The sequence below is a fragment of the Pseudomonas sp. NFACC51 genome, assembly GCF_900103575.1.
In the GTDB taxonomy this organism is placed as follows: Bacteria; Pseudomonadota; Gammaproteobacteria; order Pseudomonadales; family Pseudomonadaceae; genus Aquipseudomonas; species Aquipseudomonas fluorescens_Q.
In genome coordinates this window covers 134,444-149,913 of the sequence record NZ_FMXH01000004.1, presented here as the reverse complement: position 1 = coordinate 149,913, position 15,470 = coordinate 134,444, and the positions used below count along the sequence as shown (strand labels likewise).

Genomic DNA, 15,470 nt, shown 5'->3' with positions numbered 1-15,470 from the left:
ACACCTGAGTGTTATCAACCAAAGTTTCAAGGAAAGCATCCCATGGCGTTACATGGACTGATTCTGGCTCTCGGCCTACTCGTGGGATCAAGCGTGACCGCTCACGCCGAGCCACTGGACGAACCCCTCAAACCCCTGCCAGCGGCTCCGGCCCTGGACCCCAAGCGCGTCCAACTGGGGTTGCGGCTGTTCAATGACCCGCGGCTGTCGGTCAACAACACCCTGTCCTGTGCCAGTTGCCATCGCCTGGACAAGGGCGGTGCCGACGACAAGCCGTTCTCCCTGGGCTTCGACGGCAAGCCGGTGGAGGTCAATACGCCGACCGTGTTCAATGCCGGCCTGAACTTCCACCAGTTCTGGGATGGTCGCGTCGACACGTTGGAAGAACAGGTCCACGCAGTCGTGACCAGCCCGGCGGAAATGGGCAGCACCTGGGAATCGGTCGTCAAGCGCATCGCCAATGACCCCGGTTATGCCAAGGACTTCAAGGACGCCTATCCCGACGGCGTGACCAAGCCCAATATCCAGGGCGCACTGGCGGATTACGAGCGCACCTTGCAGACACCCAATTCGCGCTTCGACCAATACCTGCTGGGCAATACCGACATCCTCACGCCCCGGGAAAAGTTCGGTTACCAGCGCTTCAAGGAGTACGGCTGCATCGCCTGCCACCAAGGCGTGAACATCGGCGGCAACATGTTCCAGAAGTTCGGGGTGATGGGCGACTACATCAAGGATCGGGGCAACCCTACCCGAGCCGACGAAGGACGCTTCAACATCACTGGCGATGAAGCCGACCGCCAGGTCTTCAAGGTGCCCAGCCTGCGCAATGTGGCCGTCACCGCCCCGTATTTCCATGACGCGTCGGCCCCGACCCTGGAACGCGCGGTGGAGATCATGTTCAAGTACCAACTGGGGCGTGAGCCCCTCAAGAACGATACGACCCTGATCGTCGAGTTCCTCAAGACGCTGACCGGTGAATCGGAGGGCAAGCCCCTATGACCACTCTCCGTCGCCTCGGCCTTGCGTTCATCGGCCTGTTGCTGGCATCGGTCCTGCTGTTCATGTACATCAATTCAGGGGCCCAGCAGGCCGCCTCGTACATTGAGTCCCGGGATCTGATTCGCCTGCTCAAGCAGCAGGACGCCATCTGGGACAACGAAGTGCTCAAGTCGCGGATCGCCCTGACCCAAAACTACGATCCCCTGGTCACGCCCCTGCATGAAATGGCGCGCCTGTGGCAGCGTCTCGACGCCATCGAATCGGAGCCCGGACGCCACAAGCCGTCACTCTGGGAAGCCCAGCGCGACGAGTATCTCAAGGCGGTCAAGGAAAAGACCCGGTTGGTGGAACAGTTCAAATCCCACAACGCGGTGCTGCGCAACTCCATGGCCTTCCTGCCCTCCGCCGAGGACGACATCCAGGCCCAGTTCGCCCGGCTGGCCGACACGGAGCGCCTGCAACTGCAAAACGTCGCCATCGACACCTACGACCTGTTGCTCAGCAGCATGGAGTTCGCCCAGTTGAGCACCAGCGAGGTAGCCGCCGAAGTGCTGCTGGGCCTGAACCGGCTGGACATCAACAAGGAGCGCATGCCCCAGGGGCTTCAAGGCCCCGTTGACATCCTGAGCAGGCACATCGCGCTGATCCTGCGCGAACAACCGCGGGTCAATGAGCTGTTAGCGGCCATCGAAGCGATCCCCGTGTCCGGACACCTGGACACCATTACTGACCTGTTGGAGAAAGACCAGAGCAAAGCCGCGGCCAAGTACGAACGTAACCACGTCTACCTGCTGGTGTTCGCCACGTTCCTGGTCTTGATACTGATCTGGCTGGCGATCCGCCTGGTACGCAGTTTCGCCGAGATCAAAAGGGTCAACAACGCGCTGCAAAGCGCCAACGATGAACTGGAACAGCGGGTTGAAGAACGGACCCGCCAGCTCAAGGACACCCAGAGCGAATTGATGGACACCGCCCGCCAGGCCGGCATGGCGGAAATCGCCACCAACGTGTTGCACAACGTCGGCAACGTCCTCAACAGCGTGAACATCTCCGCCGACCTGGTCAGCCGCAAACTGCGCAGTAGCAAGGCCCAGGGGCTGGGCAAGGCGATGCAACTGATCAACGAACACGCCGATGACCTCGGGCACTTTTTCACCGAAGACGCCAAAGGCAAGCTGCTGCCCGGTTACCTCAACCAACTGGTCGAGGCCATCGCGCTCGAGCAACAGGGCATGACCGACGAACTGGCCCAGTTGAGCAAGAGCGTGGACCACATCAAGGACATCGTTTCCACCCAGCAATCCTATGCCGGGGCCAACAGCCTGCTGGAACCCTTGGTGGTCAGCGAACTGCTCGAAGATGCCTTGCGCATGAATTCGGGCGCCCTGACCCGTCACCATGTTACGGTGATCAAGGAATACGGCGATGTGCCGCGGATCATGGGTGACAAACACCGCTTGCTGTTGATCCTGATCAACCTGATCAGCAATGCCAAATACGCCATGGCGGGGGTTTCCAATCATGCGCGAAACATGACCCTGAAGGCTGCCGTCGTCGATGGCCAGACCCTGCAAATCAGCGTCAAGGACGAAGGCGAAGGTATCCCGGAGGAAAACATGACGCGCATCTTCGCCCACGGTTTTACCACGCGTAAGGAAGGCCACGGCTTTGGCCTGCACAGTTGCGCATTGGCGGCCATTGAAATGGAAGGCCGCCTCACCGCCCACAGTGAGGGGCCAGGCAGGGGGGCGACGTTCCAACTGCAACTGCCCCTGAAACTTGCAGAAGGTGAGCCATGAATAGCATGAGTAACCGCCGCATCCTGTTGATCGACGATACACCCGCCATTCATGAAGATTTCCGCAAGATCCTCACCCCGGAGGATGACAGCAACGCTGACTTGCTGGACATGGAAAGCGCGCTGTTCGGCGAAGCACCAAAACCTGCTGCCACCGTGTTCGAACTCGACTCGGCCTATGGCGGGATGGAAGGCCTGAACAAGTTGCTGGAGGCATCGGCAAAAGGGCGTCCTTATGCCCTGGCCTTTGTCGACATGCGCATGCCCGAAGGCTGGGATGGCGCCAAGACCATCGAAGAACTCTGGAAGCGCGACCCGCAGTTGCAAGTGGTGGTCTGCACCGCCTATTCGGATTATTCCTGGGATGAACTGCTCGACCGTCTGAACGGCCACGACCGTTTGCTGATCTTGAAAAAACCGTTCGACAACATCGAAGTCCAGCAGATGGCCAACACCCTGACCACCAAATGGGAAATGACCTCCCGCGCGGAACTGAAAATGAACAAGCTCGAAGACCTGGTGGAACAACGGACCCAGGCGTTCAAACAGGCCAGCGAGCTGCTGCAAATGGAAATCGACGAACGCAAGATGCTGGAAACCCAACTGGTGCAATCGGAAAAGCTCGCCTCGCTGGGACAGTTGGCGGCTGGGGTGGCCCATGAAATCAACAACCCGATCGGTTTCATTTCTTCCAACCTGGGTGCATTGGACGGCTACTTCGGCAAACTCCAGGAAATGCTCAGCGCCTACGGCAGCGCCGAGGGGGCCATCGCCTCGCCGGAGCTGGTGGTGCAATTGCGCAAGCTGCGCGAACAGGTGGAGCTGGACTTTCTCGTCGAGGACATTCCCCTGCTGATCAAGGAGTCCAAGGATGGCATTGGCCGGGTCGGGCAGATCGTCAAGGACCTGAAGGACTTCTCTCGCGTCGATTCCAGCCAGGAATGGCAGATGGCCAATTTGCAGCAGGGCATGGATTCGACGTTGAACATCGTCGCCAATGAAATCAAATACAAGGCCGACGTGGTCAAGGAGTACACGCCGTTGCCGGAAGTGGAATGCCTGCCGTCGCAGATCAACCAGGTGATCATGAACCTGATCGTCAACGCCGCCCAGGCCATCGGCCCCGAGCGCGGCACCATCACCCTGCGCAACGGCGTTGGTGATGAAACCGTATGGATCGAAGTCGCCGACAACGGCTCGGGCATCCCCCCCGATACCCTGCAGAAAATCTTCGACCCGTTCTTCACCACCAAACCCATCGGCCAGGGCACAGGGCTCGGGCTGTCGTTGTCCTACGGCATCGTGAAAAAACACCACGGCGAAATCACGGTACGCAGCGAAGTCGGCGTCGGCACCACCTTCCGCGTGGAATTACCGTTGCGGCAGATGAAGCAGGCGGGCTGAGCAACTGTATCGCCTAACAGCAGCGAGCAGGCTCTTGTGGCGAGGGAGCTTGCTCCCGCTCGGCGGCGCAGCCGTCGCAAAACACCTGACGCGGTCTACCTGAATGATCGCAGTGATCCAATTGGGGCCGCTTCGCAGCCCAGCGGGAGCAAGCTCCCTCGCCACAGGCTGAATTCCAAGCTAATGTCTCGCCAACCGCTCCCCCCAAGGAAACCGCATGAGCCTGTCGCTGCTGAGCCGTTACGCCTTCTTCGCCGGCTGTGTCATCTTCACCCTCGCCAGCCTGCCGTTCCTGCAACACGACTGGCTCTGGCCGATGGCATTGGTGACGGGGCTGTTAAGCCTGCTGGGGCTGTTCGACCTGCTGCAAAGCCGCCATGCGGTGCGGCGCAACTATCCGATCCTGGGCAACATCCGCTACCTGGTCGAAGGCATCCGACCGGAAATCCGCCAGTACCTGCTCGAATCCGACAGCGAGGCCCTGCCCTTCTCCCGGGCCCAACGTTCGCTGGTGTACTCCCGGGCCAAGAACGAAAGCGCCGACAAACCCTTCGGCACCCTGATCGACGTCTACCAGACCGGCTTCGAATTCATCGGCCATTCCATGCGCCCGGCACCGTTGAGCGATCCCAGCGGTTTTCGCGTGACGGTCGGCGGCCCGCAGTGCACCCAGCCGTACTCAGCGTCAGTGTTCAACATCTCGGCGATGAGTTTCGGCTCCTTGAGCGCCAATGCGATCCGGGCGTTGAACCAAGGCGCCAAGTTGGGCAACTTCGCCCACGACACCGGTGAAGGCAGCATCAGCCCCTACCATCGCGAACACGGCGGCGACCTGACCTGGGAACTGGGCAGCGGTTATTTCGGCTGCCGCACCAGCGACGGGCGCTTTGACCCGGAACGCTTCGCCGTCCAGGCGCAGAACCCGCAGGTGCGGATGATTGAAATCAAGATGAGCCAGGGCGCCAAACCCGGCCATGGCGGGATCCTGCCCAAGCACAAGGTCACCCGGGAAATCGCTGAGACCCGGGGCATCCTCATGGGCGAGGATTGTGTTTCGCCGTCACGTCACAGCGCGTTTTCCACGCCGATCGAACTGATGCAGTTCGTCCAGCAACTGCGCGAACTGTCCGGCGGCAAACCGGTGGGCTTCAAATTCTGCCTGGGCCACCCCTGGGAATTCATGGGCATCGCCAAGGCCATGCTGGAAACCGGAATCCTCCCCGACTTCATCGTGGTGGACGGCAAGGAAGGCGGCACGGGCGCGGCGCCAGTGGAATTCACCGACCACATCGGCGTGCCGCTGCGCGAGGGCCTGCTGTTCGTGCACAACACCCTGGTGGGCCTGAACCTGCGGGACAAGATCAAGCTCGGCGCCAGCGGCAAGATCGTCAGCGCCTTCGACATCGCCAGCGTCCTGGCCATCGGCGCCGACTGGGCCAACGCCGCGCGCGGCTTCATGTTCGCCATCGGCTGCATCCAGTCGCAAAGCTGCCACACCAACAAATGCCCCACCGGCGTCGCCACCCAAGACACCCTGCGCCAGCGCGCCCTGGTCGTCCCGGATAAAGCCCAACGGGTCTACAACTTCCACCGCAACACCCTCAAGGCCCTGGCCGAAATGCTCGCCGCTGCCGGGCTTGAGCATCCTTCGCAGTTGCAGCCCAAGCATCTGGTACGGCGGATGTCAGCGACTGAGATCAAGCTGTTTTCGCAGTTGCATGTGTTTTTGAAACCGGGGGAATTGCTGACGGGTGAGGTGAATGGGGCGTTTTATTCGCGGATGTGGCAGATGGCTCGGACGGATAGTTTTGAGCCGGAGAAAATAGTGGCGGCGTAACTATCGCCACCATCCCCTAATGTACCCTTCGGAACCTGTTAAATCTTTCATGACAATAAAATCACCTGACTCAGTGACATAAAATGAATAGAACTTCCTGTCTACCACCCGCCTATAAGTCTTGCCCTCAGCCGTCGCCGCATCAAAAGCGGCGCGCCCCTCTGAAACCACATTATTAATACCGTACTGAGGTAAAGTATTTGGGCGGAGCACCATACTGGAGCTGCTCAAAAGGTAGCGCAACGCCGGCATATAATTTATGGCACCCTGCGCTTTGGGCAACCACTTCCCATTAATAGGGGGCTCAATATAATAAAGCACAGGGGAATTGAGAAATTCTTTTGTTGCAATAATGTCATAAGCTATAAACATTGCCATGGCCGTCTCAAGCTCTTTTTTTGCGATAAGAACTTGCCCATAGCCGTAACTAAACGAATACATCGCCAAAACTGGTATCACCAAAAGCATTCGCAACCCAGCACGCCCCAAAACTTCACGACTCATCAGCAGCAAAAAAAATAATACTACAGAAAACCCCAGATAGTTCCGCGCTTCCAAATTAGGATCCAGCACGAATAACATCGGACCGGGGACACAAACTATCAGCACAGGCGGTACGCATAGACAGGCCCCTAAAACTAAAACTTTTTCGCCCCTACCACCGGCCAGTGCTAAAACATTCTTAATGACTAGGACATATCCCACGCCGGCTACGATCACCATTAAAATAGAAAAAAATCCATTTCCGGCGTTGATCAACTCGAACACTTTTTCCATAGAGAACTTAAACTTTCTAACGACCTCTCCAAGCCAGTGCGAATCGAACTCTGCCAGCGAACCGCGCCTATCGCTCGTCAGTTTGAAAGCGGTAAAATAATAAAAAATCCCCCCAAAAAAAAGCTGTAAACCACGCAACCCAATTTCTCTCAACACTTCCTGCGCCGGCTTTCCATTTCTAACATTCCACAAACACTCCATACAGCACAACCCAATAAAAACTGTAATCACCAATTGATAAATACTTAGCAGCACCGCTATTAAAATAGCCGACACGCACCCTCGCAGGTAACTATTGCGAACATGACAGGTTATAGAAAAAACAGCAGCCACAACTGCTAACATCATACCCGGCCCATCATATTGAAAACTAATGTTACCTAAAAAAAAAGGATTACAGAGCAGTGGGAGCACCACGAGACACGCTGTCCACTCGGGGCGAGGAAAATACCATAACGTCAGCCTAGTCATCGCACATGCAAATGCAAAAGTAGCAATTAACAATGGAAGCGGGAAAATATTAATGGTTGCATTGTTAAACGCCATAAGCTTCGTAACCACTTCAGCCAGCACTCTGCCGTGAATTCTCCACCAGTCATCGATCGCCAATATTTCCCGCCAACTATCGTCTACATAGGCGTAATCGGCATGAACAATAGGGTATACGTACACAAAAGAAGCTACCGTAAAAAACAATAGCACCTCTTTTTTGCTAAGTACCTTCGTTATTCGCATAGGTTACTCGTGCAATCGCCAACAGTGCAGATAGATCTTTCATCTTGGTGCCTTGCCATTCCCTGTTGGCAAGCTTCCAAGCTAGACTGCGGTCCGATGCGGGTCTACTGTCAGAACTTACAGGTCAGCTACAGTCTTCGACGGACGGTCAATCACAGCTCAATGAAAAAGCCCCAGTCACTGACCGGGGCTTTCTTTTATATCGCGGTTAATTTACGACACTGACCGCACCGAGCCGTGGGTTTCGCCCGTCGGCTGCAACTTGAATACATAAAACAACACCGTCAACAACACCAGGAACGCCGGACCGACATACAACGCCACCCGTGTATCAGGGAAGTACGCCATCAGCCCCACCACCAGCACCAAAAATGCCAACGCCAGGTACGAGCTGACCGGGTACAGCCACATCCGGTACTTCAAGGCCGCACGTTCCGAAGCGCTCAGGCTCTTACGGAATTTGAGCTGGGCCAGCAGGATCATCACCCAGGTCCAGATCGCGCCGAATGTGGCGATGGAGGTCACCCAGACGAAGACTTTCTCTGGCACCAGGTAGTTGAGCAGCACGCCCAGCAGCAACGCGGCGATGGACAACAGCAAGGCGCGGCGCGGCACGCCGTTGGCCGAAGTGGTGGCAAAACCGGCCGGGGCCTGGCCATTCTGCGCCAGGCTGTAGAGCATCCGCCCGGTGCTGAAGATGCCGCCGTTACAGGACGACAGCGCGGCGGTGATCACCACGAAGTTGATGATGCCGGCGGCGGTCTTGATGCCCAGGCGCTCGAAGGTCATCACGAACGGACTGCCCTGGGTGCCGATCTCGTTCCACGGGTAGATCGACAGGATCACGAACAGCGCGCCGACGTAGAACAGCAGGATCCGCCAGAACACCGAGCCGATGGCGTTGGGGATGGTTTTCTGTGGGTTCTTCGCTTCGCCGGCGGTCAGGCCGATCATCTCCACGCCCAGGTAGGCGAACATCACCATCTGCAGGGACATCAGCACACCCTGCACGCCGTTGGGCATGAAACCGCCGTGGGTCCAGAGGTTGGAAATGCCCAAGGCCACGCCGTCGTTGCCGAACCCGAAGGCGATGATGCCGACACCGCCGATGACCATGGCAATGATGGTGACGATCTTGATCAGGGCGAACCAGAATTCGAACTCACCGAAGGCCTTGACCGCGATCAGGTTGATCGAGCCCATGCTGACCAAGGCGGCCAGGGCCCAGATCCAGCGGGGCACGTCGGGGAACCAGATGCCCATATACACCGCCACCGCGGTGATCTCCGCCACACAGGTCACCAGCCACAGGAACCAGTAGTTCCAACCGGTCAGGAAGCCGGCTAGCGGGCCGAGGTAGTCCTGGGCATAGCGGCTGAACGAGCCGGCCACCGGGTTGTGCACGGCCATCTCGCCGAGGGCGCGCATGATCACCAGGATCGCCAGGCCGCCAATGATGTAGGACAGCATGATCGCCGGGCCGGCCATTTCAATGGCCTTGGCCGAGCCGAGGAACAGCCCGACACCGATGCAGGCGCCAAGCGCCATCAGGCGGATGTGCCGCTCACCGAGCTCACGTTTGAGCGGACCACCCTGAGCGGTCTCGCCATGGGGCAGATGATTGCCGACAGCCATAGGGATACAACCTCGTCTTGTTATTGGATTGACCACCGAGTCTCCAAAGCCGCAGGTCGATAAGCCTGCCACTTTGCCGAAACCAGTCTGTTTCGTGGACAGACCGTCCTGTGAACAGCGCCCTCAGGATCAGCGGGCCGTGCAGTATAAAAAGCCAGGGATAGAGAGATTCACTGTAAAACCGGGGAAATTCAGGGAGAAACCTCAGTAGAAACCGTGTTTCCGGAGATGCATTATCTGGACGACAGACCTTTCCGAAAGCGCCGCCGAGTATTGCACAGGGAGGGTGCAGCGTCATGTCTGGGCGCGGGGCGATGGCTCTGGCACAAGGCTTTCAGGCATCGCAGCCCTGTAGTGAGGATTCCCCTGTGACAAGGGGTTCACTTGTGGCAAGGGATACACCTGTGGCAAGGGATACACCTGTGGCGAGGGGATTTATCCCCGCTGGGCTGCGCAGCAGCCCCCTACGGCATCCAGGTATGTCTGAAAGATCCAGTTGTCTGCATTGGGGCTGCTTCGCAGCCCAGCGGGGATAAATCCCCTCGCCACAATAACCTCACCATCACAGATAACCTCACCATCACAGATAATCTCCCCCATCGCAGATTAAATCTTTATCAGATAATTCTCCTCACCACAGGGAATCCGTGTTCCTCGGTCCAGACAGGGAGCATGAGGCGCTTCAAGGCCATGCAGTATCCCAGAGAGGGTAATCGCCAATACATTCCACCAGCCCAGCCCGTAGCGGATTATCAATGATGTAGTCGGCGAAGGGCCGCAGCTCTTCATTGTCACGAATCGCGCGATCATGGAAGCCGCTTTGCCAAAGCGGGCCAGAGGTTTTACTCATGTTATTGACGCGATGGGTGCATCGAGCTTTGGTGGCACCGATGACACGACTCAGATGGCCGTCGTGGAGTTGCAGCAACCAGTGAAAATGATCCGGCATCACCACCCAGGCTAAAGAGTTCACCAGGCCAGAATCATGGGCGTATTTGAATTCTGTAACCAACAATCTTCCAACCTTCCAGTTGGAAAAAAACAGGACGGCGCTGATGAGTAACTGCCGTCACCAGATAGGCGCGTCCCTGCTCCGAATAACGTCCTCGACGCAGGCGATGTGAATTGGGGCGTGGATGCATTCCTTACTTCCTTTAAGAGGGTTTGGATGCAGCGTAGCCATGCTGTTGGTTGATCGACGCTGAGAAGGTCGAGCGAATATTCCGAAGTGGTCGTAGTACTTGTGGCTAGGACATTTATCTGTGACAGGGGATGTGTCTGTGGCAGGAATGTATCTGTGACAGGGGATGTGTCTGTGACAGGAATGTATCTGTGACAAGACATTTATCTGTGGCGAGGGGATTTATCCCCGCTGGGCTGCACAGCAGCCCCCAACTGCAACCCCGATATGCCTGGATAATCGCGTTGCCTGCATTGGGGCTGCTTCGCAGCCCAACGGGGATAAATCCCCTCGCCACAGATAAATACCTCCTCACCCACAGATAATTCCTCCTCACCCACAGATAATTCCTCCTCACCCACAGATAAATCTCTCCTGGTCACAAAGTCGTTGCCACAAAGGAATGCCACTGGCCATGACAGACCGCCACCCACAATTTCCCCTCCCCCCACGCCAACCACCGTCTAAGCTTCAAGCAAGTCCGATCAATCTGCGTGAATGGATCAGTCGACTATGGGCGCTTTGTGGCAAACCGATTCGAATGAACCTGTGGTCCCGACTGAACGTATGGAAGAAGCGCCTTTACCTCAAAAAAAACGCCGCGCCCGGCATGGCTGGCGGGCGTTCTGGTTGTTGTTGCTGATTATCGTCGTGGTGGTCGGCCTGGCGGTGGCCAAGGAAATGCGCACCTCGCGCTTCCAGGCCCGGGAGATCAGCAAGTACGCCGCGTCGCTGAGCTATTCGGTGCAACCAGGGCCCAGCGATGCCATCATCTACCCGGGTGCCGGCCCGTTCGATCGGCGGTTGGGCTATAGCTCGCTGGGGGAGTTTCTGCCGCGGTTGCTCAAGCGCGACTACGTTATCCAGGCCCAGGCCCGTTTCTCACCGGCCTTGATGAATTACGTCGAAAAAGGCCTGTTCGTGCCCTACGCCGAAAAGATCCAGGCCGGGCTGACCATCACTGACTGCCGCGCCGCGCCGGTGTATCAGTTCAAGTATCCGCAGCAGTTGTACGCCAATTTCGATGCGATCCCACCGGTAGTGGTGCAAAGCCTGTTGTTCATCGAGAACCGTTTCCTGCTCGACCCCAAGCAGCCCTTGGCAAACCCAGCGGTAGACTGGCCGCGTTTCGCCATGGCGGCCTGGTCGCAAATGGCCAAGCTGTTGAGCTTGCCGGGACAATCCGCCGGCGGCAGCACGTTGGCGACGCAGCTGGAAAAATACCGTCACTCCCCCGAGGGCCTAACCGTGTCGGGCGGGGAGAAAATCCGCCAGATGATTTCCGCCAGCGTGCGGGCCTATCAGGCCGGCCCGCAAACCCTTGAGGCGCGGCAGCGGATCATCCGCGACTACCTCAACAGCGTACCGCTCTCGGCCGTGCCGGGGCACGGTGAAGTCCACGGCATGGCGGAGGGCTTGCGGGTTTGGTACGGCGCCGATTTCAAGCGGGCCAATGAACGCCTGTCCAGTGCCGCCAACGACCCCAAGAGTCTGGCGGAAAAAGGCCTGGCCCTGCGGGAAATGCTGTCGTTGATGATCGCCCAGCGCCGCCCGTCCCATTACCTGTCCAAGGGGCACGAAGAGCTGGCGCGCCTGACCGACAGCCATATCCGGCTGTTGGCGCAGAACGGCGTGATCGATGCGGCCCTGTCGGAGGCGGCACTGGCGAGCCAGGTCAGCTATCGCGACTGGGTCCAGGACCCGACCGTGCAACCCAACGAAACCAACAAAGGCATCAGCGCTGCCCGCAGTCGCCTCGCCACGCTGCTCAATCGCCCGCTGTACGACCTCGACCGTCTCGACCTCTCAGCCACCAGCACCTTGCAAAGCGACTTGCAGGCCCAGGCCACCGAGTACCTCAAGCGCTTGGCCGACCCGGCGTTCGCTGCCGAGATCGGCCTGATGGGCGAACGCTTGCTGACCCCCACCAGCACCACCCAGGTGCGCTACAGCTTCACCCTGCTGGAACTGACCCCCGACGGCTCGCGGGTACGGGTGCAAACCGACAGCACCGACCAACCCTTCGACATCAATGAAGGCAGCAAACTGGAACTGGGCTCCACCGCCAAGTTGCGAGTCCTCACCACGTACCTGCAGATCATCGCCGAGCTGCACGAGCGGTATGCCGAGCAGACCCCGGCGGCGTTGAAGAAGGCCGATATCGCCGAACAGGATCGCCTCTCGCGCTGGGCCGTCGACTATTTGATCCAGAACACCGACCGCAGCCTGCCGAAGATGCTGGAGGCGGCCCTGGACCGCACCTATTCCGCCAGCCCCGGCGAGGCGTTTTTCACCGGTGGCGGCCTGCACACCTTCCACAACTTCCGCAACGAAGACAACGGCCGCAACCCGACCCTGCGCGACGCCCTGCGCGAATCGATCAACCTGCCGTTCATTCGCCTGATGCGCGACCTGGTGCGCTACGCCACCTATGCCGGCCCCAATAACAGTTCCGAGCTGCTCAAGGACGACAAGGACCCGCGCCGCCAGGAATACCTGGCCCAGTTCGCCGACCGCGAAGGCACTTCGTTCCTGCTCAGGTTCTGGAAGAAGTATCAGAAAAAGGACACCAGCCAACGCCTGGAAACCTTCCTCGACGGCATGCGCCCCACGGCGATCCGCCTGGCGGCGGTGCACCGCTACTTCTTTCCCGGCGACAGCCAGGAAAGCTTCAACCTGTTCGTGCGCTCGCACCTCAAGTCGGTCAAGAACCCCGAGAAGCTCACCGACGAACGCCTGGAACGGCTCTACCAGAGCTACGGCCCCGGCGCCTATGACCTGCCGGACCAGGGTTTCATCGCCAAGGTCCATCCACTGGATTTATGGTTGATGGGCTACCTGCTGAATAACCCCGACGCCAAGTTCAGCCAGATCGTCAAGGCCAGCGAGTTCGAGCGCCAGGAAGTCTACAGCTGGCTGTTCAAGAGCCGGCACAAGAGCGCCCGCGACAGCCGCATCCGCACCATGCTGGAGATCGAAGCCTTCCTGGATATTCACCAGCGCTGGCAGAAAGTCGGCTACCCGTTCGATCACCTGGTGCCGTCGCTGGCCACCGCCATCGGCAGCTCCGGCGACCGCCCTGCCGCCCTTGCCGAGCTGGTGGGTACCATCCTCAACGACGGCATCCGCCAACCGGCACTGCGCGTCGACAGCCTGGACTTTGCCGTCAACACGCCCTACGAGACACGGCTGGTGAGCAACCCGGATAACGGCAAGCGCGTGATGCCGGTGGAAGTGGCCCGGGCCCTGCGCGGCGCGCTGTCCCAGGTGGTGGATGCCGGCACCGCGAAACGCGTGGCCGGCAGTTTCAAACTGGCCGACGGCACACCGCTGGCCATGGGCGGCAAGACCGGCACCGGCGACAACCGCATCGAAGCCATCGGCTCGGGTGGGCGGGTGATCAGCTCCAAATCGATCAACCGCACCGCCACCTTCGTCTTCTACATCGGCGACAGCCATTTCGGCACACTCACCGCCTTTGTCCCGGGGGCCTCGGCACAGAACTTCAAATTCACCTCCGCCTTGCCGGTACAAGTGCTCAAGGGCATGGCGCCGTTTCTCTCGCCCTACTTGCAGCCGGGCAGTCATACCCAGTGCAAGCCGTTGGTGGCAAGCCAATGAGTTACAGCAGTGTGGGGGCAGACACATGTGGCGAGGGAGCTTGCTCCCTCGCCACAGGGGTAGTGATCCGCCTGATGCGTCTGGGCTGCGATACGAAATAGCCTAGACCTCCGAATCCCAGATCACCGTCACATCGCCACTGTAATGCTTGGCCTCACCGGCCAGCATTTCCTCCACCTGGCTACGGCCCACTTCGAAATGCAGGGTGCCGGGCTTGCGGTCGACGTAGTGCCCCGGCTGGAACAACTCCGTCCCACTGCCATCCCGATACAGCCGTCGGCGGTTGACCGGTTGGCCGGCGGCGTCCATCAGGCCGTCAGGCAGGCTCACGCTGACGTTCACCGGGACCATCTGGCCGGAACTGGGCGCCCAGAGCAGGCAGGTGTTGTTGGCCGTATCGGCGAACTGGCATTCCATACGCATCTTGAAACGTGATGAAGCCGAGATGTGGAAGGTCTGGTCACGGAACAACCGCGTCGGTTTTTGCCCCTGGTTCAGCCAGGCCTGCCAACCGCCCTGGGGTTCAAGCACGACCTTATTGCCACCAGGAGGCACTTCGACTTTGAGGGTGTGTTGGACGTCGAGATTGAAGTTGAGCGTGATTAACGAATCGTTCGGGAGCATGACATCGCCCAGGTCGAAGTCTTGGCCTGGCCCGACGGTATAGTTCAACGTTCCCGTGTAGTGTCCGGCCGACATATTCAATGGGTTGGGGGTGCGCAATTCGTAGGCAAAATCCAGATAGTTGTATCTAAAGTCCGGCACTTGGTATTTGGCTTGTTTAGTACAGGCACGTTCTTGCGGCGTTTTCCAGAAAAAGGCGTACTCGTTCCAGCTGTAAGTGCCAACCCCACTGTAAAGGCAGGGTGAAGGCGCATACACCCAACTGCCCCCCCATAATCGGAAATGTGCCGTGACAAGATCCACGCCGCCCCCCACCAACTCGATGGGATTAACGCTGAGTCGATACTTCGAACCGATACCGGACACGCGGACTTCAACCATCTCACTTTCGCCAGTGTCCAAATTGACCACGGTGACCGGACGCCAATTCGCGGGCACCTTGAACATGGCGCCTTGTCGGCTATCGGTGTGATTGGCCTGGATTGGACCGGACGAATTGAAGACGATGGGCATGCGGATACTGAACATACCCGCGATTTCGCATTCCCTTGGGTGTGAGGCGCAATACCCACTCGCCGGTGTGGTATTGGTGAACTTGTTCTCTGTAGGCTTCGCAGGATCAGGCCGAAAACGCGCGCTGATCTCCTGGGTCAGGGCACTTGCCGTTGGCATGCCTGCAAACAACAAGGCAAGAACCGTGGCTGCGCGACACAAGGAAGCGCCGCGTCCGAAGGTGTTTGAACGACTCATAGTGACTCCAAATAAACTGCGGGCGGCGCGGTGGTATCGAAAACTGGCCGTTGGTGGTGATCCAGCAAATCACCACATTCCCCAGAGGGAACGAGCGGGCTCGCGAT

Annotated in this window: 8 protein-coding genes and 1 pseudogene; 5 read left to right on the top strand and 4 right to left on the bottom strand. The window is 58.6% G+C overall.

The window, feature by feature from the left end; all coding sequences use genetic code 11:
• The first annotated feature begins 42 nt into the window (after positions 1 to 42).
• The 4 genes from BLT00_RS10070 to BLT00_RS10055 all read left to right on the top strand — a co-directional run bounded on the left by BLT00_RS10070 (position 43) and on the right by BLT00_RS10055 (position 6,041).
• Positions 43 to 1,002 (top strand): cytochrome-c peroxidase, encoded by a 960-nt coding sequence (locus BLT00_RS10070; RefSeq protein WP_092146942.1) that lies wholly within the window; start codon positions 43 to 45, stop codon positions 1,000 to 1,002.
• Positions 999 to 2,801 carry a DAHL domain-containing protein gene (locus BLT00_RS10065; protein WP_092146940.1) on the top strand — a complete coding sequence of 601 codons (1,803 nt, stop codon included), beginning with the start codon at positions 999 to 1,001 and terminating at the stop codon, positions 2,799 to 2,801. Before BLT00_RS10070 ends, BLT00_RS10065 begins: the two co-directional genes overlap by 4 nt.
• The gene (locus BLT00_RS10060) at positions 2,798 to 4,204 is read left to right on the top strand and encodes an ATP-binding protein (RefSeq protein ID WP_092146938.1); all 1,407 of its coding nucleotides are present in this window, start codon (positions 2,798 to 2,800) and stop codon (positions 4,202 to 4,204) included. Before BLT00_RS10065 ends, BLT00_RS10060 begins: the two co-directional genes overlap by 4 nt.
• Before the next feature lie 217 nt (positions 4,205 to 4,421).
• Positions 4,422 to 6,041: an FMN-binding glutamate synthase family protein gene (locus BLT00_RS10055; protein ID WP_092146936.1), complete on the top strand. Its 1,620-nt coding sequence runs from the start codon at positions 4,422 to 4,424 to the stop codon at positions 6,039 to 6,041.
• Here BLT00_RS10055 and BLT00_RS10050 read toward each other — a convergent pair whose 3' ends face one another.
• From BLT00_RS10050 to BLT00_RS10040, 3 genes and pseudogenes are all read right to left on the bottom strand, one after another.
• Entirely contained in the window at positions 6,042 to 7,553 is a 1,512-nt protein-coding gene (locus BLT00_RS10050) for a glucosyltransferase domain-containing protein (RefSeq protein WP_092146934.1), read from the bottom strand. It lies immediately after the preceding gene.
• Between the two features lie 213 nt (positions 7,554 to 7,766).
• A complete protein-coding gene (locus BLT00_RS10045) occupies positions 7,767 to 9,188 on the bottom strand; it encodes an amino acid permease (protein ID WP_063324556.1) in 1,422 nt (473 codons plus the stop codon).
• A gap of 682 nt (positions 9,189 to 9,870) precedes the next feature.
• Positions 9,871 to 10,330, bottom strand: a pseudogene (locus tag BLT00_RS10040) (transposase).
• A 551-nt stretch (positions 10,331 to 10,881) separates the two neighbouring features.
• Here BLT00_RS10040 and BLT00_RS10035 point away from each other — a divergent pair.
• Positions 10,882 to 13,989 (top strand): transglycosylase domain-containing protein, encoded by a 3,108-nt coding sequence (locus tag BLT00_RS10035; RefSeq protein WP_092146932.1) that lies wholly within the window; start codon positions 10,882 to 10,884, stop codon positions 13,987 to 13,989.
• Between the two features lie 102 nt (positions 13,990 to 14,091).
• Here BLT00_RS10035 and BLT00_RS10030 read toward each other — a convergent pair whose 3' ends face one another.
• Positions 14,092 to 15,363, bottom strand: a complete 1,272-nt coding sequence (locus BLT00_RS10030; RefSeq protein WP_371856963.1) for a hypothetical protein — start codon at positions 15,361 to 15,363, stop codon at positions 14,092 to 14,094.
• Between the last annotated feature and the right edge of the window lie 107 nt (positions 15,364 to 15,470).

Excerpts from the sequence above, each read along its gene's own strand:
- BLT00_RS10070 (WP_092146942.1), top strand. The coding sequence starts at position 43 with ATGGCGTTACATGGACTGATTCTGGCTCTCGGCCTACTCGTGGGATCA.
- BLT00_RS10065 (WP_092146940.1), top strand. The coding sequence starts at position 999 with ATGACCACTCTCCGTCGCCTCGGCCTTGCGTTCATCGGCCTGTTGCTG.
- BLT00_RS10060 (WP_092146938.1), top strand. The coding sequence starts at position 2,798 with ATGAATAGCATGAGTAACCGCCGCATCCTGTTGATCGACGATACACCC.
- BLT00_RS10055 (WP_092146936.1), top strand. The coding sequence starts at position 4,422 with ATGAGCCTGTCGCTGCTGAGCCGTTACGCCTTCTTCGCCGGCTGTGTC.
- BLT00_RS10050 (WP_092146934.1), bottom strand. The coding sequence starts at position 7,553 with ATGCGAATAACGAAGGTACTTAGCAAAAAAGAGGTGCTATTGTTTTTT.
- BLT00_RS10045 (WP_063324556.1), bottom strand. The coding sequence starts at position 9,188 with ATGGCTGTCGGCAATCATCTGCCCCATGGCGAGACCGCTCAGGGTGGT.
- BLT00_RS10035 (WP_092146932.1), top strand. The coding sequence starts at position 10,882 with ATGGGCGCTTTGTGGCAAACCGATTCGAATGAACCTGTGGTCCCGACT.
- BLT00_RS10030 (WP_371856963.1), bottom strand. The coding sequence starts at position 15,363 with ATGAGTCGTTCAAACACCTTCGGACGCGGCGCTTCCTTGTGTCGCGCA.